This window comes from Pseudomonas lurida (genome assembly GCF_013522705.1).
Taxonomy (GTDB): Bacteria; Pseudomonadota; Gammaproteobacteria; order Pseudomonadales; family Pseudomonadaceae; genus Aquipseudomonas; species Aquipseudomonas quebecensis.
In genome coordinates this window covers 174981-196398 of record NZ_JAAMRE010000002.1, presented here as the reverse complement: position 1 = coordinate 196398, position 21418 = coordinate 174981, and the positions used below count along the sequence as shown (strand labels likewise).

The following is a 21418-nucleotide window of genomic DNA, read 5'->3' as shown; positions in this document are numbered from 1 at the left end:
ACCGCGCACCTGGTGTGCTTACTGGATGATCAGGTTGTTGAACAACAGGTCTTCGACCATCGGCTTGCCGGTCTCATCGTTCATCACTTGCTGAGTTTGCTTCAAGGCTTCCTGGCGCAGTTTTTCCTTACCCTCAACGGTGCTCATCGCCTCGTTGGTCTGCTGTGTGAACAGCGCCACCAGTTGGTTGCGGATCAAGGCATCGTTGGCCTTAACGGCGGCGGCCGCTTCGGTACCGGTCACGCGCAGGGCGATGTCGGCCTTGAACACTTTGAGTTTTGCCGTGCCATCCAGGCCATAGTTACCCACGAACGGCGGGCTCAGGCTGATATAGCTGACCTTCGGCGCCTCGCCTTCTTTGCCTTCCTTGGCTTCTTCGGCCTGTACCGCCATCGGCAGGATCAAGGCCAGCATCAACAGAATCCGCGCTTTCACAATTCATTCCTCACATTCGGTGCCCGGTAGCATAACGCTAGCAAGGCTGAGCACAAGCTTATGGCGACTTATCAGGCCGGGGCATGCTTGTTGACCCAGGGGCCTGCCCTCCTACACTTATCGGCCACGACGCCAAAAGGAATAGTCCGATGAAAGCTGTGCTGTGCAAAGCCTTCGGCCCCGCCGAAACCCTGGTGCTGGAAGATATCGCCAGCCCGGCGATCAAGAAAAACGAAATCCTGCTGGACGTGCATGCCGCCGGGGTCAACTTTCCCGACACCCTGATCATCGAGGGCAAATACCAATTCAAACCGCCCTTTCCGTTCTCGCCGGGCGGTGAAGCCGCAGGCGTGGTCAGCGAGGTGGGAGAAAAAGTCAGCCATTTGAAGGTGGGCGATCGCGTCATGGCGTTGACCGGCTGGGGCAGCTTTGCCGAGCAGGTCGCGGTGCCGGGCTACAACGTGCTGCCGATCCCGCCGAGCATGGACTTCAACACCGCCGCCGCCTTCAGCATGACTTACGGCACCTCGATGCATGCGCTCAAACAACGGGCTCACCTGCAACCCGGCGAGACCCTGCTGGTGCTCGGTGCCTCCGGTGGGGTGGGCCTGGCCGCGGTGGAAATCGGTAAAGCCATGGGTGCCCGGGTGATCGCCGCCGCCAGCAGCGCCGACAAGCTCGCAATCGCCAAGGCCGCGGGTGCCGATGAATTGATCAATTACAGCGAAGCCAGCCTGAAGGATGAGATCAAGCGCCTCACCGACGGCAACGGCGCCGACGTGATCTACGACCCAGTGGGCGGTGACCTCTTCGACCAGGCCGTGCGCGCCATCGCCTGGAACGGCCGCCTGCTGGTGGTGGGATTTGCCAGCGGGCGCATCCCCGAGCTGCCGGTGAACCTGGCGCTGCTCAAGGGGGCGGCGGTGGTCGGGGTGTTCTGGGGGTCGTTTGCACAACGCCAGCCGCAGGATAACGCGGCGAACTTCCAGCAACTGTTTAGTTGGTATGCCGAGGGCAAGCTCAAGCCGTTGGTGTCGCAGGTGTATCCGCTGGAGCAGGCTGCCCAGGCCATCAATGACCTCGGCCAGCGCAAGGCGGTCGGCAAGGTCGTCGTGCAGACCCGCTGACTAACCTGAAATGCAATCAAACGTGGGAGGATCAAGCCCCTCCCCATTTGATCTCTGGTGTTCGTAAGAGAACATGCAATTGCTCTCATTTTCCTGTGGTGGCGCTTAAGCGGCGATGCTATTTTCGGTAACGAAACTGTAACATTCGCATCCGCAGTCAAAACAAGAAATCTGGAGCTCTTGAATGTTTGCTTTCTTTCGTCCTGCCGCGCACCAGGCGCCCCTGCCTGAAGAAAAAATCGACAGTACCTACCGACGTCTGCGCTGGCAGATCTTCGCCGGTATTTTCTTCGGGTACGCCGGTTACTACCTGCTACGCAAAAACTTCTCCCTGGCCATGCCTTACCTGATCGAAGACGGGTACAGCCGTGGCGAACTGGGCCTGGCGATGTCGGCTATCGCGATTGCCTACGGCCTGTCCAAGTTCCTGATGGGCCTGGTGTCCGACCGCTCCAACCCGCGCTACTTCCTGCCCTTTGGCCTGTTGGTCTCGGCGGGCGTGATGTTCATTTTCGGTTTCGCGCCTTGGGCGACGTCCAGCGTGACCATGATGTTCATCCTGCTGTTCATCAACGGCTGGGCCCAGGGCATGGGCTGGCCGCCGAGCGGACGGACCATGGTGCACTGGTGGTCGCAGAAGGAACGCGGCGGCGTGGTGTCGGTGTGGAACGTAGCGCACAACGTCGGCGGCGGCCTGATCGGCCCGCTGTTCCTGTTGGGCATGGCCTGGTTCAACGACTGGCATGCGGCGTTCTATGTACCGGCTACCGTGGCCCTGGCGGTGGCGGCGTTCGCCTTCATTACCATGCGCGACACCCCGCAATCGGTCGGCCTGCCGCCTATCGAGCAATACAAGAATGACTACCCGGAAGGCTACGACGCCAGCCACGAAGACGAATTCAGCGCCAAGGAAATCTTCGTCAAATACGTGCTGCGCAACAAAATGCTGTGGTACATCGCCTTTGCCAACGTATTTGTCTACCTGCTGCGCTACGGCGTACTGGACTGGGCGCCGACCTACCTCAAGGAAGCCAAGCACTTCACGGTGGATAAATCGTCGTGGGCTTACTTTTTCTATGAGTGGGCGGGCATCCCGGGCACGCTGCTGTGCGGCTGGATGTCGGACAAGATCTTCCGTGGCAATCGAGGCCTGACCGGCATCGTGTTCATGGGGCTGGTGACCGTTGCGACCCTGGTGTACTGGTTGAACCCGCCAGGCAATCCGACCGTGGACATGATCGCGCTGGTGTCGATCGGTTTCCTGATCTACGGCCCAGTGATGCTGATCGGTCTGCAGGCGCTGGAACTGGCACCGAAGAAGGCCGCCGGCACTGCCGCGGGTTTTACAGGGTTGTTCGGTTACCTGGGTGGTTCGGTGGCGGCAAGTGCGGCCATGGGCTACACCGTTGACCATTTCGGCTGGGACGGCGGTTTTGTGCTGCTGATCGGCGCGTGTCTGCTGGCCATCGCATTCCTGATCCCGACCCTGTGGCACACCAACAGTGTCAGCTCGGCCCGTTAAGCGCCTGAGCCCCTTTTGCACACCGCTTGAGCCGCGCCTCCAGGTTCTTATCTGGCATGGCGTGGCTGCGCAGGGCGTTGACGGTTTGTTCGACATAGTCGCGCGTCGTACCGTAACGCCCGCTCGCGCTTTGCAACACATGGTTGAGCACGATGTCGGGCAGGTTGCCGGCGTAGCTGGGCAGGTGCCGCTCCAATACAAACCCCAACGCCTGCACCTGAGTACCATCCTCCAGCCGGCAACTGAGCCAGTGCGGTCGGTACGAGGGATAGGGCATCTCGCGCTGCCATAAGGCATACAGCGAGGCTTCCAACTGATCCTCGGGCAAGCGATAGGCAAACCCGCTGCACGATCCGCCTCGATCCAAGCCAAAGACCAACCCCGGCAACTCCGGCGTACCACGGTGCTCGTGGGACCACAAATACAGGCCGCGGTGATAACCGTGGACCCGCGCCCGTACCCGCTCGGTCGACGAGCATTCAGGTCGCCAGATCAATGAACCATACGCAAACAGCCAGACCGGCCCGCCCTTATGCCGGGCCATCGTGGCCTGCATGGAGCTCATTAACTGTTCGTGAGTGAGTTGCGGTCCCAGATCGAGCCGCGGAGGGTAAGCCAACTGCAGAAGATCGGTTTCAATGACGGTCATGGCGAAAAGCGGTGCGCCTCCTGTGTAACCAGTTGTAAGCGACTTTAGCGTAATAAAACGCGCCGCAGGAACCGTTAAGGGAAAAAGTCCGGGCCGCGCTGAGCCAGCGACCTCGCGGGTGTAGCTTAGGGACATCCACTGGCGACACTAAATACCGGAAGTGAATAAGCACGGATATAAGCCCAACGGCCGCTCGTCAGGATTGGAGCGGCTAATCTCGCTACCTTCAGCCCCGGTTCAGCCTGGGGCACGATCCTGCCGTCAAAATAGCGCGCACAACGACCCACTTAGCCGCCCTTCATATCGACTATCGAGGTCACACCCATGAAAAAAATTCGATTGCCCGGCCTGGTGTTCCTGGCTCAGGCCACCACCGCGCTGGCCGCCGAAGCACCGCCCGCCGGGGATGAAAAAAGTTTCTGGCACGCCCAGACCAGCGTCTACACCCGGCACTTTTCTCCCGACCCAGGCCACAATAACAATCAGGACCTGATCGGCCTGGAACGCAATGAAGCCTCAGGCCTTGTTTATGGCGGGGCGACTTTTCGCAACTCGTTCAGCCAGCGTTCGTATTACGTCTATGGAGGCAAACGCTATGACATGGCGGATTACCCGGTGTACGTAAAACTGACCGGCGGCGCGCTCCAAGGCTATCGCGGCGAGTATCGCGACAAGATCCCATTGAATCGATTTGGCGTGGCGCCGGTGATCATTCCTTCAGTGGGTGCCCATTACGGACCGGTGGCGGCGGAGCTGGTGCTGTTGGGCTTCAACGCCGCGATGGTGACGACAGGCGTACGATTCTAAGCACAGGCAAGCCCCCTCCCACTCAGGGCCGGGGGGCGTAGGCAAATACGTCAGCGCGCATCTGGTGCGCGTCCATGCCGGCCTCCACCAGCGCATCCAACGTACCGTAGATCATCGCCGGTGAACCGCTGGCATAGACGTGTACGGTCTTCAGATCGTGGATGTCCTCGCACACCGCTTCATGCAAAAGACCGCAACGCCCTTCCCACCCGCACAGGTCGCTGACAACCTTGTGCAGGAACAGATTGGGCAGTTGCTGCCATTGAGCCCAGTGCTCGATCTCATAGAAATCTTCCGGGCGACGCACTCCCCAGTACAGGTGCACCGGGTGTTTGAACCCGGAGGCCCGACAATGCTCGATCAGGCTGTGCATCTGCGCCATGCCGGTGCCCGCCGCGATCAACACCAGCGGGCCGTCGGGCAGCTCGGCCAGGTGGGTATCGCCAAACGGCAGCTCCACGCGCGCCATGCGGTCGCGCTGCAACTGGGCCAGCAGATTGCGTGCGCTGTCTTCGCGGGCCAGCACATGCAGTTCCAGCTCGCGCCCGGCATGGGGCGCGGACGCCAGGGAAAAGGCGGATTTTTCGCCGTTATCCCGTTCGATCATCAGGTATTGCCCGGCGTGGTAGCGCACCGCCTTGCCGGCCGGCGCACGCAGGCGTACCCGCCATACATCGCCGCCCACCTCCACGCACTCGCTCAATTGGCAGGCCAATTGGCGCAACGGTAATTCTCCTGGCGCGAGAACGCCGTCCCACAACACCACGCAATCTTCCAGCGGCTCGGCGATACAGGTGTAGAACTCACCATGGTCCCGCACCTCACCCGCCTGCCGCACCCGGCCTTCCACCAGCAGCGCGGCACACACGTGGCATACGCCGTTTCGACAGGCCTGGGGGCACTCGTAGCCCAGGCGGCGCGCGCCTTCGAGGATTCGCTCGCCGGGGACCAGCTCCAGTACGGCGCCGGAAGGTTGCAGGGTTACACGCATCAATCTATTCCCAATTCTTTCCAGATCGCATCGACACGTGCGGTCACGGCTGCATCCTTGACAATGACCCGACCCCACTCACGGGTGGTTTCACCCGGCCATTTATGAGTGGCGTCCAGGCCCATCTTCGAACCCAGACCGGACACCGGCGACGCGAAGTCGAGGTAGTCGATCGGCGTGTTATCGATCATCACCGTGTCGCGCTTGGGGTCCATGCGCGTGGTAATGGCCCAGATCACATCGTTCCAGTCCCGGGCATTGATGTCGTCGTCAGTGACAATAACGAACTTGGTGTACATGAACTGTCGCAAAAACGACCATACACCCAGCATGACCCGCTTGGCATGGCCTGGGTACGACTTCTTCATGGTTACGACGGCCATGCGGTACGAGCAACCTTCGGGCGGCAGGTAAAAGTCGGTGATCTCGGGGAATTGCTTCTGCAGGATCGGCACAAACACTTCATTGAGCGCGACGCCAAGGATGGCCGGCTCATCCGGCGGACGGCCGGTGTAGGTGCTGTGGTAGATCGGTTTGATCCGATGAGTGATGCGTTCGACGGTGAAGACCGGGAAGCTGTCGACTTCGTTGTAGTAGCCGGTGTGATCGCCGTAGGGCCCTTCGTCGGCCATCTCGCCGGGGTGAATCACGCCTTCCAGGATGATTTCCGCCGTGGCCGGCACCTGCAGGTCGTTGCCGCGGCACTTGACCAGCTCGGTGCGGTTACCGCGCAACAGGCCGGCGAAGGCGTATTCGGAGAGGCTGTCCGGCACCGGCGTCACGGCACCGAGGATGGTGGCCGGGTCGGCGCCCAGCGCCACGGACACCGGGAAAGGCTGGCCGGGATGTTTTTCGCACCATTCGCGAAAGTCCAGGGCACCGCCACGATGGCTCAGCCAGCGCATGATGACTTTGTTACGGCCAATGACCTGCTGGCGGTAGATGCCCAGGTTCTGGCGGTCTTTGTTCGGGCCCTTGGTGACGGTCAGGCCCCAGGTGATCAATGGGCCGACGTCGCCGGGCCAGCAAGTCTGCACCGGGAGCATGGCCAGGTCGACGTCATCCCCTTCGATGACTACTTCCTGGCATACGGCGTCCTTGACCACCTTGGGCGCCATGGCAATGATCTTGCGGAAAATCGGCAGCTTCGACCATGCGTCCTTCAAGCCCTTGGGCGGCTCGGGTTCCTTGAGGAACGCAAGCAGCTTGCCGATCTCGCGCAGCTCGCTGACCGACTCGGCGCCCATCCCGAAGGCAACCCGCTCAGGCGTGCCGAACAGGTTGCCGAGCACCGGGATATCAAAGCCGGTCGGCTTTTCGAACAGCAGCGCCGGGCCCTTGTTACGCAAGGTACGGTCGCAAATCTCAGTCATTTCCAGCACCGGGGAAATCGGCATCTGGATACGTTTCAACTCTCCGCGCTGCTCAAGTTGCTGCACGAAATCCCGAAGATCCTTGAATTTCATTAACCATGCCACCCGTAAAATAGGCGTACATCCTACCTGCTCTGAAGCAGGCTGGCAGCTTAATTGGCCGTAACCTCGCGTGATTGCAGGGAACGGAACAACGGCTCCAGGAACGCCTCGACGTGGCGCGCCCCGACCTCGGAAAGGTGGTTATCGTCGGTATAGAGGGCGCGCCCATTGAGTTCGACACGGCATAGACCGTCGGCACCGCAGAGCAAGGGCGCCGGGTCCAGCACCGTGACGCCGGTGTCCGCCGCCGCCAGCCCCTCGAACACACGAGCAATGAAAGCCTGGCGCTCCAGATGATCGGCGACCGGTAGCCCTTCGTCGGCCACGGGGCGGTTCATCATCGCCAGGCGACTCAGACGGTAAGGCACGATGATTTTCTGCAGCGGCACTTCCTTGACCAGCCACACCCGGTGTCCGGCGGCGCGCAATTGCCGCACTCGCTCGCGCAAGCCCTCGGCGAATCGCTGCTCAGCCACGGCACGCACATACTTGCCTGTGCTCGGGTCCTTGAGTGCGTGCTCCTTGTCGCCGGACATCTGCCCATAGACATACAGACTCCAGCGCGCCGCCAGCACTACATCGCTGAACCGTTTCTCGGCCATGGCCTTCTCGACGCGATGATTGAAATGCGCACAGCGGGCGATGTTCTCCAGGCCGTCCAACGGGATGCAGCCAGCAAAACTGGCCTCCACCAGACTGAGGTCATGCCGGTCGGCGCCGTCCTTGAGTGCTGGGATCAGTGCCGTGGCGTGGCTGTCGCCCCATACCAGCGCCGAGACGGAGCGGCCATTCGGGCCGAAATGGCAGAACAGTCGCTCATCGGGCGTGTCTTTGTCGGCCATGCAGGCCAGTAAATCCGGGCTCCACTTCTTGGCCTGGGCAAAACGCAACGCCTGCTCCGGCAACCGCGAAGGCACGCCGTCGGCTTTGCGGATCGCCAGGCCGGTCAGGCCGAGACACAAAATACCCACCAGGGCCGTCGTCAGAATCGCCTGGCGCCCGGCGAGCAAGCGCTTCTCCCGGAACGGCGTCTCAACAAAGCGCCAGGACAGGTAGCCCAGCACCAGCGAGAGCAGCATCAAGCCGGCCAGTTCCAGCGCGCTCAAACCATCCACGGCGGCATAGCTGGCGTACACGAATACTGGCCAATGCCACAGGTACCACGAGTACGAGATCAGCCCGATGCCTACCATCACCCGTGAACTCAACAGGCGAGCGACCCAGGTGTGTTGCTGCCCATTGGCCCAGATCAAGCCGACCACACCCAGCACCGGCAACAGCGCGGTCGCGCCAGGAAAGGGGGTCGTCGCGTCGTAGCCCAGTACCGCGATCAGGATCAACCCCATGGAAACCAGGCTGACGCCCTGCGCCAGCAGCGGCGAGGCGCGCCAGTCGCGCTTGGGCATCACCGCCAGCATCGCGCCGGCCAACAACTCCCAGGCCCGTAGATGCAGCAGGAAAAACGCTTTCTGCGGTTGATGCTCGACCGCCCAGACACTCATGCCAAACGACACCAGCAGTACCGCAAACAGCGCCAGGCGCCAATGCTTGAGTCGACTCGAAAGCAGCATCAGCAGGAGCGGAAACACGATGTAGAACTGTTCTTCTACCGCCAGCGACCATGTGTGCAGCAAGGGCTTGATGTCGGAGGCCGCTTCGAAATACCCATGCTGGCGCGAGAACAGCAGGTTGGAGGTAAAGGTCACTTGATAATGCGCAGATCGCCCCAGCTCTTCGTAATCCTTGGGAGCCAGCAGAAACCAGCCGAGGATCAGCGTGGCCGCCATCATGACGAACAGCGCGGGCAGAATGCGACGCGCGCGCCGCGCCCAGAAGTCGATAAAACTGAAGCGCCCGGCCTGACGCTCACGCCAGATAATCGAAGTAATCAGGAAGCCGGAAATGACGAAAAACACGTCAACTCCAACGAAACCGCCCGTGATGCCAGGCACTCCGAAGTGAAACAACACGACTGCAAGGACAGCGATGGCACGCAGGCCGTCAATGTCTCTGCGGTAAGCAAGAGTGGTCATAAGAAATAGGGTCAGTCTGTGACGAAAGGAATGAGCGTAGTCGCGCGTACAAATTTTGTTACTTAACGGACACTTATGCCATAAAAAAGACTGAATCTCGACGCAAAAAAATGGCGCCCTGTGTGGGCGCCATTTTTTCGGACCTGAAACGTCGGGTTACTTACGCTTCATCGACAGGAAAAACTCGTCGTTGGTCTTGGTGGTTTTCAGTTTGTCGATGAGGAACTCGATGGCGGCCACTTCATCCATCGGATGCAGCAACTTGCGCAGGATCCACATGCGTTGCAGTTCGTCGTCGGCGGTCAACAACTCTTCGCGGCGGGTGCCGGAGCGGTTGATATTGATGGCCGGGAAAACGCGTTTTTCTGCAATACGGCGATCCAGGGGCAGTTCCATGTTGCCGGTGCCCTTGAACTCTTCGTAGATCACTTCGTCCATCTTCGAGCCGGTTTCAACCAGCGCGGTGGCGATAATGGTCAGCGAGCCGCCTTCTTCGATGTTGCGCGCGGCGCCGAAGAAACGCTTCGGTTTCTCCAGGGCGTGGGCATCGACACCACCGGTCAGCACCTTGCCGGAGCTCGGGATCACAGTGTTGTAGGCACGGGCCAGACGGGTAATGGAGTCGAGCAGGATCACCACGTCTTTTTTGTGTTCTACCAGGCGCTTGGCCTTCTCGATCACCATTTCGGCAACCTGCACGTGGCGGGTCGGCGGCTCATCGAACGTCGAGGCGACCACTTCGCCGCGCACGGTGCGCTGCATTTCGGTCACTTCTTCCGGACGCTCATCGATCAGTAGCACGATCAGGTGAACTTCAGGGTTGTTACGTGCAATGTTCGCGGCAATGTTCTGCAGCATGATGGTCTTGCCGGCTTTCGGCGGCGCGACGATCAGGCCGCGTTGGCCCTTGCCGATCGGCGCGCACAGATCAATCACACGGCCGGTCAAGTCTTCGGTGGAACCGTTACCGGCTTCCATCTTCATGCGCACGGTGGGGAACAGCGGCGTCAGGTTCTCAAAGAGAATCTTGTTTTTCGCGTTCTCGGGACGATCGAAGTTGATCGTATCGACCTTGAGCAGGGCGAAATACCGCTCGCCTTCCTTAGGAGGACGGATCTTGCCAACGATGGTGTCACCGGTGCGCAAGTTGAAGCGGCGGATCTGGCTCGGCGAGACGTAGATATCGTCAGGGCCGGCGAGATAGGAAGCGTCTGCAGAGCGGAGGAAGCCGAAGCCGTCCTGGAGAATCTCCAGCACGCCATCACCGGAGATTTCCTCGCCGCTTTTCGCGTGCTTTTTCAGCAGGGAGAAAATCACGTCCTGCTTGCGCGAACGGGCCATATTTTCTATGCCCATTTCTTCGGCCAATTGGAGCAGGTCGGTAATCGGCTTTTGCTTGAGTTCAGTCAGATTCATATAGGAATGACGTAATCATTTATGGAGGGGGAAATTAAGCTTTTGGCTTAATGAGGCCGCGCCGCGGAGAAGGCGACAGGATCGCGTACTAATCGAAAGGAATGCGTCGGCGACGGCTTGCAGGGGGCAGTGGAGAAACCAGTGCGGGGCCGAATGTAACACCTGAATTTCGGAGCGTCTAGCCCTGCTTTACGAAAAAGCCCCGCCAATTGCGGGGCTTTTTTGACGACGCTTAGATGTTGGCGTCGAGGAAAGCTTGCAACTGAGACTTCGACAGCGCGCCGACTTTAGTGGCTTCAACGTTGCCGTTCTTGAACAGCATCAGCGTAGGAATACCGCGCACGCCGTGCTTGGCCGGGGTTTCCTGGTTTTCGTCGATGTTGAGTTTGGCAATGGTCAGTTTGCCTTCGTAGGTCGTTGCAATGTCGTCCAGGACCGGAGCGATCATTTTGCAAGGGCCGCACCATTCAGCCCAGTAGTCAACCAGCACCGGGCCTTGAGCCTTGAGTACTTCAGCGTCAAAGGTCGCGTCCGTGACGTGCTTGATAAGATCGTTGCTCATGGATGTCTCCGGATTGTAAGCAAAAAAAACGTTGCCCATCATAGCCGCCCTTCCCCCGTTCAGGAAGCCGCCTCTGATTGAGTCTTGCTATGGTGGTAAGTGAGTTTGCACATTGCCCGGCGCATTAAATGGCAGGGGTCACGAAAGCGATGCCGGTGCGTAACGCCGCGTTGCGTACATGCTCCTGCATGGTTTTCTGTGCCGCGGTACTGGCACGCCGCGCCAGGGCGCGAAGGATCCTGCGGTGCTCCTGCCAGGTTTCCATGGCTCGTTCCGGCCGGATGAACGGTAGTTTCTGACTTTCCAGAAAAACCTCCGCGCTGGCACTCAGAATACTGACCATCGCCCGATTGCCGCTGGCCTGCAGGATGCACTGGTGGAACTCGAAATCCAGCCGCGCGGCCGCGTCGAAGTCACCGGTCTTGAGCACCTTGCGCATCGCCTCGACGTTATCTTGCAGGCTGTCCAGTTCATCGATGCTCAGCGTGACCGCCGCCAGGCCCGCGGCAAACCCTTCAAGGGCATAGCGCAGCTGGAAAATCTCCAGCGGTGTGACCTGCGCCGCAAAAGGCCAGACAACTCCCGGGGTCTCCTGTGAGGTGTGTACGAACACCCCTTTGCCCGGCTGCACACTGACCACACCCAGGGCACTGAGGGTCGACAACGCTTCGCGCAACGACGCTCGGCTCACCCCCAACCGCACCGCCAGGTCACGCTGGGACGGCAGCGCATCGCCCGGGCCGAAGCCTTGCTCCTTGATGAGTTTGCGGATGGCCTGCAGAGCCGCTTCCGGAACCGCTTGGGCGATGGAATTCATAAAAACTCAAGGTTTCAGTCGACTGAGCGGCTAGTTGTAAAGCTATTCGCAGTCGGCGGCAAGCCACGCCCCAAAGGCGCTCGCGTGGTTTTGCCGGCGCTCGAAAAGGGTGCGAAAAATCCGCTCACTGTTCAGACCAGTAAGACCACTGCGCGCCAGCAAAACCCAGCCTTGCAGGACGATCGGCCACGGCTGGCATGGGCTGTGCACTTGGCATATGCCACTTACAGAATATTCCTTCGCCTTCTCGGAGAGTTGCCATGACCCAGCGCTACCGCGCCCTGCTCACTGCCCTGTTTGCCAGCCTGGTGCTGAGCCAGGCGCCTGCCATGGCCGACGGGCTGGACGATATCGTCGCCCGTGGCACCCTCAAGGTCGCGGTACCGCAGGACTTCCCGCCGTTCGGCTCGGTCGGCCCGGACATGAAGCCCCGCGGCCTGGACATCGACACCGCCAGGCTGCTGGCCGATCAACTCAAGGTCAAGCTGGAGCTGACCCCGGTCAACAGCACCAACCGCATTCCCTTCCTTACCACCGGCAAGGTCGATCTGGTGATCTCCAGCCTGGGTAAAAACCCCGAACGCGAGAAGGTCATCGATTTCTCCAAGGCCTATGCGCCTTTCTACCTGGCCGTGTTCGGCCCGCCTGAGGCAGCCATCGGCAGCACCGATGACCTCAAGGGCAAGACCATCAGCGTGACCCGCGGCGCCATCGAAGACATCGAGCTGACTGCCGTGGCGCCCAAGGAAGCCACGATCAAGCGCTTCGAAGACAACAATTCGACCATCGCCGCCTATCTGGCCGGGCAGGTCGACCTGATCGCCAGCGGCAACGTGGTGATGGTGGCGATCAGCGAGCGCAACCCCAAACGCGTACCGGCGCTGAAAGTGAAGCTCAAGGACTCGCCGGTATACGTGGGCGTGAACAAAAACGAGCCCGCGTTGCTGGAGAAGGTCAATCAGATCCTGGTCGCGGCGAAGGCTGACGGCAGCCTGGAGAAGAATGCGATGCAATGGCTGAAAGAGCCGCTGCCCGCCGATCTCTGAAGCGACGGAGCTGACTGATGGCGTACCAATTTGACTTTGTGCCGGTACTGGCCAATACCGACCTGCTGTTGCGCGGCGCGCTCTTTACCCTGGAGCTCACGGCCATCGGCGCAATCCTGGGGGTGGCACTGGGCACCGTCGGCGCCGTGGTGCGCGCCTGGAAAATCCAGCCCTTTGCCTGGGTCTTTGGCGTCTACGTCGAGTTGATCCGCAACACACCGTTTCTGGTACAGCTGTTCTTCATCTTTTTCGGCCTGCCTTCACTGGGCCTGAACATCACCGAATGGCAAGCCGCCGTGCTGGCGATGGTGATTAACCTGGGAGCCTATTGCACGGAGATCATCCGTGCCGGCATCCAGGCCATCCCTCGCGGTCAACTGGAAGCCGCCGCCGCGCTGGCGATGACCCGCTTCGAAGCCTTCCGCTACGTCGTGCTGCTGCCCGCGCTGGGCAAGGTGTGGCCGGCCCTGAGCAGCCAGATCATCATCGTCATGCTGGGCTCGGCGGTGTGTTCGCAGATCGCCACCGAAGAACTGAGCTTTGCCGCCAACTTTATCCAGTCGCGCAATTTCCGTGCGTTTGAAACCTACGCCCTCACCACGCTGGTGTATTTGTGCATGGCATTGATGATTCGCCAGTTGCTCAATTGGATCGGCCGCCGTTTTGTGATGAGGAACAGCCGATGAGTGATTTTTCCTTCTGGGACATCGTGCGCAACCTGCTGACCGGCCTGCAATGGACGCTGTTGCTGTCGCTGGTGGCATTCGTAGGGGGTGGCGTGATCGGTATGCTGGTGATGATCCTGCGCATCAGCCGCACGGCGTTTACGCGCAATATCGCGCGCCTCTATATAGAACTGTTCCAGGGCACGCCGCTGCTGATGCAGTTGTTCCTGGTGTTTTTCGGCATAGCCCTGCTCGGTGTGGATATATCGCCCTGGCTGGCGGCCGCGATTGCCCTGACGCTGTTTACCAGCGCCTACCTCGCCGAGATCTGGCGCGGGTGCGTCGACTCCATCGCCCATGGGCAATGGGAAGCATCGGCCAGCCTGGCCCTCAACCCGCTTGAGCAACTGCGCTACGTGATCCTGCCCCAGGCCCTGCGCATTGCCGTAGCGCCGACGGTGGGATTCTCCGTGCAAGTGGTCAAAGGCACGGCGGTCACCTCGATTATCGGCTTCACCGAACTGACCAAGACCGGCGGCATGCTCGCCAACGCCACATTCGAACCCTTCATGGTGTATGGCCTGGTGGCCCTTGGTTATTTCCTGCTCTGCTACCCCCTGTCCCTCAGCGCGCGCTACCTGGAAAGGAGACTGCATGCCTCTGCTTAGAATTTCCGCCCTGCATAAATATTACGGCGATCATCACGTCCTCAAGGGCATCGACCTGACGGTGGAAGAAGGCCAGGTGGTGGCGATCATCGGCCGCAGTGGCTCGGGCAAATCCACCTTGCTGCGCACCCTCAATGGCCTGGAGTCGATCAACGATGGGGTGATCGAAGTCGACGGTGAATACCTCGACGCCGCCCGCGCCGACCTGCGCAGCCTGCGGCAGAAGGTCGGCATGGTATTCCAGCAATTCAACCTGTTCCCGCACCTGACCGTGGGGGAGAACGTCATGCTGGCGCCGCAGGTGGTACAGAAAGTGCCCAAGGCCAAGGCGGCACAGCTGGCAAGGCAGATGTTGGAGCGCGTGGGCCTGGGCGAGAAGTTCGACGCTTTCCCTGATCGGCTGTCCGGTGGCCAGCAACAGCGCGTGGCTATCGCGCGCGCCCTGGCCATGTCACCCAAGGTGCTGCTGTGCGATGAAATCACCTCGGCCCTGGACCCGGAATTGGTCAATGAAGTGCTCAGCGTGGTGCGCCAACTGGCCAAGGACGGCATGACATTAATCATGGTGACCCACGAAATGCGTTTTGCTCGGGAAGTCGGCGACAAGCTGGTATTCATGCACCAGGGCAAGGTGCATGAAGCAGGCGACCCGAAGCAGCTATTCGCCCACCCCCGAACCCCCGAGTTCGCCAACTTCATCGGCTCAGTGGAACAGTCGGGCTGACCAGTTCGAAACTGCCACGCCCCTCCAGCACGACATGGTTGCGTACCTGCAAGGCGTCGGCGGGCAAGTCGACCTCGATTTCGACCTGAGCGATCAAGCGCTTCCCAACTGCCCGCGCCACCAGCACCTGGCCCGGCGGCAACGGCGCAACGCTGGACTCACCGGGTAGATGGGCGCCCGACCAATCGATGGCGCGCCCGTCCACTTGGGCATGTTTAAGCGTCAATCGGAACCGCCCCTGCTGCCCAAAGCGGAAACCTTCCGCATCGCCCGCGCCGCTGAAACGCAGGGCAATGGCGGAAGGCTGCGTACACAGGACACTCAAGTGCAGCAGGCGTTTGCCCAGTACGGCTTCATGGCGAATCACACCGTAGTCGAGCGTCGATTGGTTCAATGACAGCCGACAGTCCTGCGCCTGCGCCACCGGAGTCATCAACGCCGCAAAGAACAGGGCGCCGCCCAACGTTTTAAGCTTAACCACCATGGCACACCGCCGATGTCGTTTCGTAGAACTTGTCCTGGTCCGGCTGGGTGCCGGGCGTGAGCTTGAGCAGGCACGTGGCAGCCTGCGACACTGAAACCCGCAGTTCCTGTGAGTCCTCCGCGTCATTCAGGAAAATCATGCCCTCGCCCACCACGCTGGTCAGGAAGCGGTTGTTCTTGTCGAACACCGAAGCCCCCTGGGGCAGCGGTCGGCCTTGCTCATCGCGACCGGTGACCAACATGCGACGCACTTTCACCACATCGAATGCCACGTTATTGACCGAGCCGCGGCTGGCGGCGAGTACTTTGGTGCCGTTCTTCAAATCCACCTTTTTTGGCAGGGACTGGGTCTGCACTTCGATTCGGCTATCGGTATAGGCCGGCAAGCCCGGGATCACCGCCTGCCCGCTGAAGTCGGTCCATACCGGCCCGTGCGGAGTGCTGATTCTGGCAGCGCCAATGTCGCCGACCGAGACAATGCCAAAGGTGTCCTGCACGGTGTAGGGCGAGAAGGTCACCCCGCCGCCGTGAGCGACGACACCGCCTTGCAACTGCCCGGAATAAGTACTGCCTTGCGAATCGTGGCTGACCCCAAGCCCCATCCGGGTAAACCGTGGCATCAGGTTCAACTGGCCATGCAGTGTTTGCTCGCGCGCACTGAGGTCACGCTCCACGCCTATGTCGTAGTTCACGTAATCGTTGACCCGCTCGGTGAGCGCCGAACCCGCCCGGGACTGCTGCCCACGGCGGCTGACGTAGCTGCTGACACGACGATCCCCACCCAGCGGCACGCTGACCTGCAGTCGCACGAACAGGTCATCGTCGAGCGTCGAGTCGCGCCGGTTGCCGCCGGTGCCGGCGTCACGACGTGCTCGGGTGCCGCCGACCTGCGAATCGGCGATCAAGCCAACGTCGGCGTATCTGAACGACTTGTTCCAGGAAGCGAACAGGTGCTCTGCCGCTTGCCCGTCAAATTGAGCGCCACGGGTGTAGCCCAGTGAAAAGGCGCCCAGCGTGGGATCGAGCCAACTCACGCCTGCCGTGTACTGATTCTTGAAGCGCGAATCCAAGTCGCCGGATTTGACCGGACGACCCGCCTCCAGCACCTCGCGATACCCCTGGGTCTGGGTGGTGGCGCTGAGGTTGAGGTCTATGTTGGCATGCACCGGGCTGCTCACGCTCACGCTGCTGCGAGACCCGGAAATGGCATTGAGGCTGTCTCGGGACTGGTTATGACGCGCGCCCACCGAAACCCGCTGGAAAAACACGCTGCTCAGGGTGCCACCGGCCGACCAGTAGTCCTCGGTGCTCAACAAACCAAAGCCCGCCGATGAATCGCGCCCCAGGCCCCAGGTGCCGCCGCCCATGGCAACAACCGGCGGCGGCGCTGCGTCAGCGGCCTGCTCACGCACCTTACCCAACGAAAAGTAATAGCCCGGCGCCGCAGGCGCAGCCCCGGCAAACGACGCTGCCGGCACCACGAAACTGCGCTTGCCACCGCGCACATCAATCACGCTGACTTCCAGGTCGCTGGTGCCGTTGAGCAACGGCAGCCCCGTGAGCCGGAAAGGCCCCTGGGGCACCAGCGTGCTGTGGATCAACGCGCCGGACTGGCGCACTTCAATCCGCGACTGACTTTGGGCCAGCCCCTCCACGACCGCATTGTTGCTGCCCGCCGGCACGCGCGATTGACCATCCGGCGAAAACTGCACGCCGGACAGCTGGAGCCCGCCGAACAGAGGGTTATTGCTGGATATCTGACCGGCTTGAAAAGTCGACTGCAGCGCCGCGATATCCCGCTGCACAAAGGCACTCTGGTGCTCGGTGCGGGCCTTGCCGTTGTCGGAAACGTAATATTGGCGACTGCGAACGATCCAGTCACCGACGTTGAAACCTGCTTCCGTGTACGCCGATACGAATTGGCTGGTGCCGCTGCGCGAGTGGCTATCGAAGCCTTGTACGTCATAGTTGAACAACCCTGCGGCACCGCCCGTGGCGAACTGCGCGCTCTCCCATTGCGGTTCGCGCAACGACTGCGTGGGCACCACCAATGCGACTTCATCGCTGCCGGGCCGCAGCCGCACCATGGTGGTGGGGAAATCGGAGAGAAAATCATGACAGCCCTGCTCCGCCTTGGCCCCTTCTCGAACGAGGGCGCGGGGCTTGACCAGCCCGGCCTTATCCAGCAAATCCGCGGTAAAGCACAACTGCCCCTGGGCGTCGAAACGAGCATCTACCAGCCCAAGCGGGTTGCCATTGACCCGCAGGCCGACCACCTGTACACCTTCGCGAAAACGCGCCGCCGTGCGGAAGTAATCGGAGACTTTCGGGTCAATACCGTGGGTGGTCAGCGCCGCCAGGTCGAATCCCTCGCCCAGTTCCAGTGCAGGCACAGCACCAGGCAAGCTCCATAACGTCGCGACGCCCACAAGCAGGCTCGGTCGACACGCCCAGGAAGGTGCCGCGCGCCGGTTATTCGACAGGTTGCTCATGGCTTGATCAACCCTCGTCGGCGCTGACCGACGCCTGGTAACTGTCCGCCGAAAAGCCGTAGACCGTGGCCGGCTGGATCTCGACAGCCGACACGCCTTCCAGGCGCCCCTCTACCGGTGCCGTCAGCACTTCGCCCGGCAGGATATAAGTGCGGGGCAATGTCGCCAGGGCCTTGTGTGGCAGCAGCAGCACCTCCGGCGCCAGGCGCACGACGTAGGCACTGTCATTGGACACCACGAGCTGCTCCGCCGAGCGCTTCCACTTCAGCAGTTCCCAGGGAGAGTGGTGCACCGCAAGCCCGCGCGGGTGCAGGATCAGCGGTAAATTCTGGCGCAGGGTGATACCGATGGTCGCACCGCCCGCTGCACGGGCCTGGGGGATACCTTCGAAAGACACGCGCTTCAACCGCTGGGTTTTCAGAGGCGCCGTGGCGGTGCTGATGAAGCGCACCAACTGGGTTTCACCTGCCTCCACCCGCGAAATGGGCGGCGTCACCACCAGCAGCGCTTCCCTGTCTTCGGGCACGTTTTCAATGACGGCGTGTAGCAGCGCTGGCGCCGCATCGGTATTTTTAATGTTGATCGTGGCCTCGCCCTGCTCTTCATGAAGCACAACTATTGTAGTTTCCGGCAACATACCGTCAGCTACCGCAGCGCCGGTAACCCACAGGCACAAACCGGCACATAACACGCGCGCACTATTTATTATCGAAAGACTAAGCACTCAGTGTTCCCCGCGTCGTTCAAGTTAACTATTGGCCGTCGAGCTCCCACACAAAAACAGTCGAACAGAAATACCGAAGGTGTCTGATCGACTGTTTTTAAATCGCTTTTTAGATGTAACTCAGCTCAAGCGTCGCACGCCCATCAATGACGGTATCGCGACCCAGATCCAAGTCCTGCCCCTTATTGATGACGGCCCTCACTTCCAGGGTTCCGGTCAATTGGGTGATCGACGCCGGAGTCACGGTCGTGCTATTGCGCCACGAGTACTGGCTGGGCGACTGGGCAACCTTGCCGTCCGAGTTCTGCCAGGTACCCGTTGTACCGACACGCATGATGGGATAAAGGGCGGTGCTGGACGTACGCAGGTCCTTGAGGTTAATCGCGAAACCGCCGGTCCTGCGACCAGCTACGGTGCCCAGGCCATAGTTGTGCGCCTCGGTATAGCCCGTACCCAGAGCCCCCAGGATGCCCGTCACCTTGCTGCTGGCCTGCAGATCGACGAATCTCAAGCCGAACTTGGCTGGAGTGGTGCCGCAACTGACACTCAGGGGCGCGGTTTTTGGCGACAGTGGGTTGAATGCCGTTGGCAGCAATGAGCCGGAAGGGATATTGCCGTAGTCAATAATGCCACCTGCGCTCAGGCTGAGATTACATGCGGCCGGTTTGATCGTACCCCTGACGATCAGTTCGGCGCCGGTGGTTGCGTGAGCATTGAGGGCCGCAGCCAGGCATGCGATCCCGAAAGTCAATCCAACAATTCTTTTCATAGTTGACCTGTCACTGAAAGTTGTCAGGCGCATTTATTGTTGTAATTAGAAAAAACAACAAATAAATAACGCCACGGCAAAATTGCCGAGTGACAGTCTGTTCCTTTAGCAACGGGGCGAAAAATAAGACGAGACTTCAATAACTGTGGGAGTGATAAAAATAAATCGTCGGCTTAAAGCCCCACGGCAGTAGGCTTAAACAAAACAACAAACGGAACACTGTCCTTCCAGCTGTAGGTGAAATCATAAACAGCACTATCACCCGTCAAAGTAAAAGATTCCTACAACACCGAACGAAGACGTAACAGAGTTACGAAAGGAAGACCTATAGGTCCTACGGCAAGTTCTTACAGACCGCCTCTGTGACATTCCCGCAGCGCTACGCGTTGGCGTCAGCGGTCGATCGTGGCACGATGGTCAGGTTATCGACCGAGACCCCCAAACCATGCCGCAATCCCAAGCCAAGAATCTGTCCCTGATCGCCGCCATCGACCTGGGCTCCAACAGCTTTCACATGGTCGTGGCCAAGGCCCAGAACGGTGAGATCCGCATCCTCGAACGGCTCGGCGAGAAAGTGCAACTGGCTGCCGGGATCGACGATGCCCGCCAGCTCAATGAAGAGTCCATGCAGCGCGGCCTCGATTGCCTCAAGCGCTTTGCTCAATTGATCAACGGCATGCCGCTGGGCGCCGTTCGAATCGTCGGTACCAATGCCCTGCGCGAAGCGCGCAACCGTGTCGAGTTCATCCGCCGCGCCGAAGAGATTCTCGGCCACCCGGTGGAAGTCATCTCCGGTCGTGAGGAAGCACGCCTGATCTACCTCGGCGTGTCGCACACCCTCGCCGACACTCCCGGCAAACGCCTGGTGGCGGACATCGGTGGAGGCAGCACCGAGTTCATCATCGGCCAGCGTTTCGAACCGCTGCTGCGCGAAAGCCTGCAGATGGGCTGCGTCAGCTACACCCAACGTTATTTCAAGGACGGCAAGATCACCCCGGCGCGCTACGCCCAGGCCTACACGGCGGCGCGCCTGGAGATCATGAGCATCGAGCACGCGCTGCACCGCTTGACCTGGGATGAGGCGATCGGCTCGTCCGGCACCATCCGCGCCATCGGCCTGGCCCTCAAGGCGGGTGGGCATGGCACCGGCGAGGTCAACGCCGAAGGCCTGGCGTGGCTCAAGCGCAAGCTGTTCAAGCTGGGGGATGCCGAGAAGATCGACTTCGATGGCATCAAACCCGACCGCCGCACGATTTTCCCGGCCGGCCTGGCGATTCTGGAGGCGATTTTCGACGCCCTCGAACTGCAACGCATGGATCATTGCGACGGCGCCCTGCGCGAAGGCGTGCTGTATGACCTGCTGGGGCGCCACCACCATGAAGACGTGCGCGAACGCACCCTCAGCTCATTGATGGAGCGTTATCACGTCGACCTGGAGCAAGCGGCCCGTGTTGAACGCAAGGCGCTGCATGCCTTCGACCAGGTGGCCGAGGACTGGGACCTGCAGGACGGCGTCTGGCGCGAACTGCTGGGTTGGGCGGCGAAGGTGCATGAGGTGGGCCTGGATATCGCTCACTACCATTACCACAAGCACGGCGCTTACCTGATCGAGCACTCGGACCTGGCCGGCTTCTCCCGGGAAGACCAGCAGATGCTCGCGCTGCTGGTGCGCGGCCATCGCCGTAATATCCCCAAGGACAAATTCGCGGAGTTCGGTGACGATGGCATCAAACTGATTCGACTGTGCGTGCTGCTGCGCTTTGCGATCCTGTTCCACCACATCCGCGGTACCCAGGAAATGCCCCAGGTAAAACTGCGGGCCGATGGCGACAGCCTGGAAGTCATGTTCCCCAAAGGCTGGCTGGATGAAAACCAGTTGACCCAGGCCGATTTTGCCCAGGAAGCGGAGTGGCTGACGCGGGTGGGGTTCAGTCTGAACCTGCGCTAGAGAACACCGAAAATAAATGTGAGAGGGGGCAAGCTCCCTCCCACATTTTCAGACCCTATTGTCTG

Annotated in this window: 20 protein-coding genes; 8 read left to right on the top strand and 12 right to left on the bottom strand. The window is 60.6% G+C overall.

The genetic code is table 11. The features are described 5' to 3' along the window. Nucleotides 1-18: 18 nt before the first annotated feature. Complete coding sequence (locus G7025_RS02560; RefSeq protein ID WP_034101391.1) at nucleotides 19-435, bottom strand: flagellar basal body-associated FliL family protein; 417 nt, start codon at nucleotides 433-435, stop codon at nucleotides 19-21. Between the two features lie 149 nt (nucleotides 436-584). On the opposite strand from G7025_RS02560, the gene G7025_RS02555 reads away from it, so the two are divergent. Next, nucleotides 585-1562 (top strand): NADPH:quinone oxidoreductase family protein, encoded by a 978-nt coding sequence (locus tag G7025_RS02555; RefSeq protein WP_181076390.1) that lies wholly within the window; start codon nucleotides 585-587, stop codon nucleotides 1560-1562. Between the two features lie 184 nt (nucleotides 1563-1746). Then, complete coding sequence (gene glpT, locus G7025_RS02550; RefSeq protein WP_181076389.1) at nucleotides 1747-3084, top strand: glycerol-3-phosphate transporter; 1338 nt, start codon at nucleotides 1747-1749, stop codon at nucleotides 3082-3084. Here the strand turns inward: glpT and G7025_RS02545 are convergent. Continuing rightward, entirely contained in the window at nucleotides 3068-3733 is a 666-nt protein-coding gene (locus tag G7025_RS02545; RefSeq protein ID WP_181076387.1) for a gamma-glutamylcyclotransferase, read from the bottom strand. The two genes, glpT and G7025_RS02545, sit on opposite strands and share 17 nt — an antisense overlap. A gap of 324 nt (nucleotides 3734-4057) precedes the next feature. On the opposite strand from G7025_RS02545, the gene G7025_RS02540 reads away from it, so the two are divergent. Then, nucleotides 4058-4540: a sn-glycerol-3-phosphate transporter gene (locus G7025_RS02540; protein WP_181076386.1), complete on the top strand. Its 483-nt coding sequence runs from the start codon at nucleotides 4058-4060 to the stop codon at nucleotides 4538-4540. Between the two features lie 22 nt (nucleotides 4541-4562). On the opposite strand, the gene G7025_RS02535 is transcribed toward G7025_RS02540, so the two are convergent. The 6 genes from G7025_RS02535 to G7025_RS02510 form a co-directional block, all read right to left on the bottom strand. After that, the gene (locus tag G7025_RS02535) at nucleotides 4563-5531 is read right to left on the bottom strand and encodes a CDP-6-deoxy-delta-3,4-glucoseen reductase (protein WP_181076384.1); all 969 of its coding nucleotides are present in this window, start codon (nucleotides 5529-5531) and stop codon (nucleotides 4563-4565) included. Then, nucleotides 5531-6997 (bottom strand): 4-hydroxy-3-polyprenylbenzoate decarboxylase, encoded by a 1467-nt coding sequence (gene ubiD, locus G7025_RS02530; protein ID WP_181076382.1) that lies wholly within the window; start codon nucleotides 6995-6997, stop codon nucleotides 5531-5533. Before ubiD ends, G7025_RS02535 begins: the two co-directional genes overlap by 1 nt. A gap of 59 nt (nucleotides 6998-7056) precedes the next feature. Further along, complete coding sequence (locus tag G7025_RS02525; RefSeq protein ID WP_181076381.1) at nucleotides 7057-9039, bottom strand: acyltransferase family protein; 1983 nt, start codon at nucleotides 9037-9039, stop codon at nucleotides 7057-7059. Between the two features lie 156 nt (nucleotides 9040-9195). Next, entirely contained in the window at nucleotides 9196-10455 is a 1260-nt protein-coding gene (rho, locus tag G7025_RS02520) for a transcription termination factor Rho (protein ID WP_003176825.1), read from the bottom strand. A gap of 232 nt (nucleotides 10456-10687) precedes the next feature. Next, entirely contained in the window at nucleotides 10688-11017 is a 330-nt protein-coding gene (trxA, locus tag G7025_RS02515; RefSeq protein ID WP_124379888.1) for a thioredoxin TrxA, read from the bottom strand. 124 nt (nucleotides 11018-11141) lie between these two features. Further along, nucleotides 11142-11834 carry a FadR/GntR family transcriptional regulator gene (locus G7025_RS02510; RefSeq protein WP_181076379.1) on the bottom strand — a complete coding sequence of 231 codons (693 nt, stop codon included), beginning with the start codon at nucleotides 11832-11834 and terminating at the stop codon, nucleotides 11142-11144. Between the two features lie 260 nt (nucleotides 11835-12094). On the opposite strand from G7025_RS02510, the gene G7025_RS02505 reads away from it, so the two are divergent. Genes G7025_RS02505 through G7025_RS02490 form a run of 4 tightly spaced genes read left to right on the top strand, consistent with a single transcriptional unit; the run spans nucleotide 12095 to nucleotide 14937 of the window. After that, complete coding sequence (locus tag G7025_RS02505; protein ID WP_181076378.1) at nucleotides 12095-12880, top strand: transporter substrate-binding domain-containing protein; 786 nt, start codon at nucleotides 12095-12097, stop codon at nucleotides 12878-12880. A gap of 17 nt (nucleotides 12881-12897) precedes the next feature. After that, nucleotides 12898-13566, top strand: a complete 669-nt coding sequence (locus G7025_RS02500) for an amino acid ABC transporter permease (protein WP_181076376.1) — start codon at nucleotides 12898-12900, stop codon at nucleotides 13564-13566. Continuing rightward, nucleotides 13563-14213 (top strand): amino acid ABC transporter permease, encoded by a 651-nt coding sequence (locus G7025_RS02495; RefSeq protein ID WP_181076375.1) that lies wholly within the window; start codon nucleotides 13563-13565, stop codon nucleotides 14211-14213. Before G7025_RS02500 ends, G7025_RS02495 begins: the two co-directional genes overlap by 4 nt. Next, nucleotides 14200-14937 carry an amino acid ABC transporter ATP-binding protein gene (locus tag G7025_RS02490; RefSeq protein ID WP_181076373.1) on the top strand — a complete coding sequence of 246 codons (738 nt, stop codon included), beginning with the start codon at nucleotides 14200-14202 and terminating at the stop codon, nucleotides 14935-14937. The genes G7025_RS02495 and G7025_RS02490 overlap by 14 nt, the downstream gene beginning before the upstream one ends. Here G7025_RS02490 and G7025_RS02485 read toward each other — a convergent pair. From G7025_RS02485 to G7025_RS02470, 4 genes are all read right to left on the bottom strand, one after another. After that, complete coding sequence (locus tag G7025_RS02485) at nucleotides 14909-15421, bottom strand: hypothetical protein (RefSeq protein WP_181076372.1); 513 nt, start codon at nucleotides 15419-15421, stop codon at nucleotides 14909-14911. The genes G7025_RS02490 and G7025_RS02485 overlap by 29 nt on opposite strands. Beyond that, nucleotides 15411-17912 (bottom strand): fimbria/pilus outer membrane usher protein, encoded by a 2502-nt coding sequence (locus G7025_RS02480; RefSeq protein WP_181076370.1) that lies wholly within the window; start codon nucleotides 17910-17912, stop codon nucleotides 15411-15413. Before G7025_RS02480 ends, G7025_RS02485 begins: the two co-directional genes overlap by 11 nt. A 7-nt stretch (nucleotides 17913-17919) precedes the next feature. Next, the gene (locus G7025_RS02475) at nucleotides 17920-18603 is read right to left on the bottom strand and encodes a fimbria/pilus chaperone family protein (protein ID WP_308811951.1); all 684 of its coding nucleotides are present in this window, start codon (nucleotides 18601-18603) and stop codon (nucleotides 17920-17922) included. A 142-nt stretch (nucleotides 18604-18745) separates the two neighbouring features. Further along, on the bottom strand, nucleotides 18746-19405 hold the full coding sequence (locus tag G7025_RS02470; RefSeq protein ID WP_181076367.1) for a DUF1120 domain-containing protein: 660 nt from the start codon (nucleotides 19403-19405) through the stop codon (nucleotides 18746-18748). Nucleotides 19406-19850: 445 nt separating this feature from the next. On the opposite strand from G7025_RS02470, the gene ppx reads away from it, so the two are divergent. Beyond that, nucleotides 19851-21353 carry an exopolyphosphatase gene (gene ppx, locus G7025_RS02465; protein ID WP_181076365.1) on the top strand — a complete coding sequence of 501 codons (1503 nt, stop codon included), beginning with the start codon at nucleotides 19851-19853 and terminating at the stop codon, nucleotides 21351-21353. The last annotated feature ends 65 nt before the right edge of the window (nucleotides 21354-21418 follow it).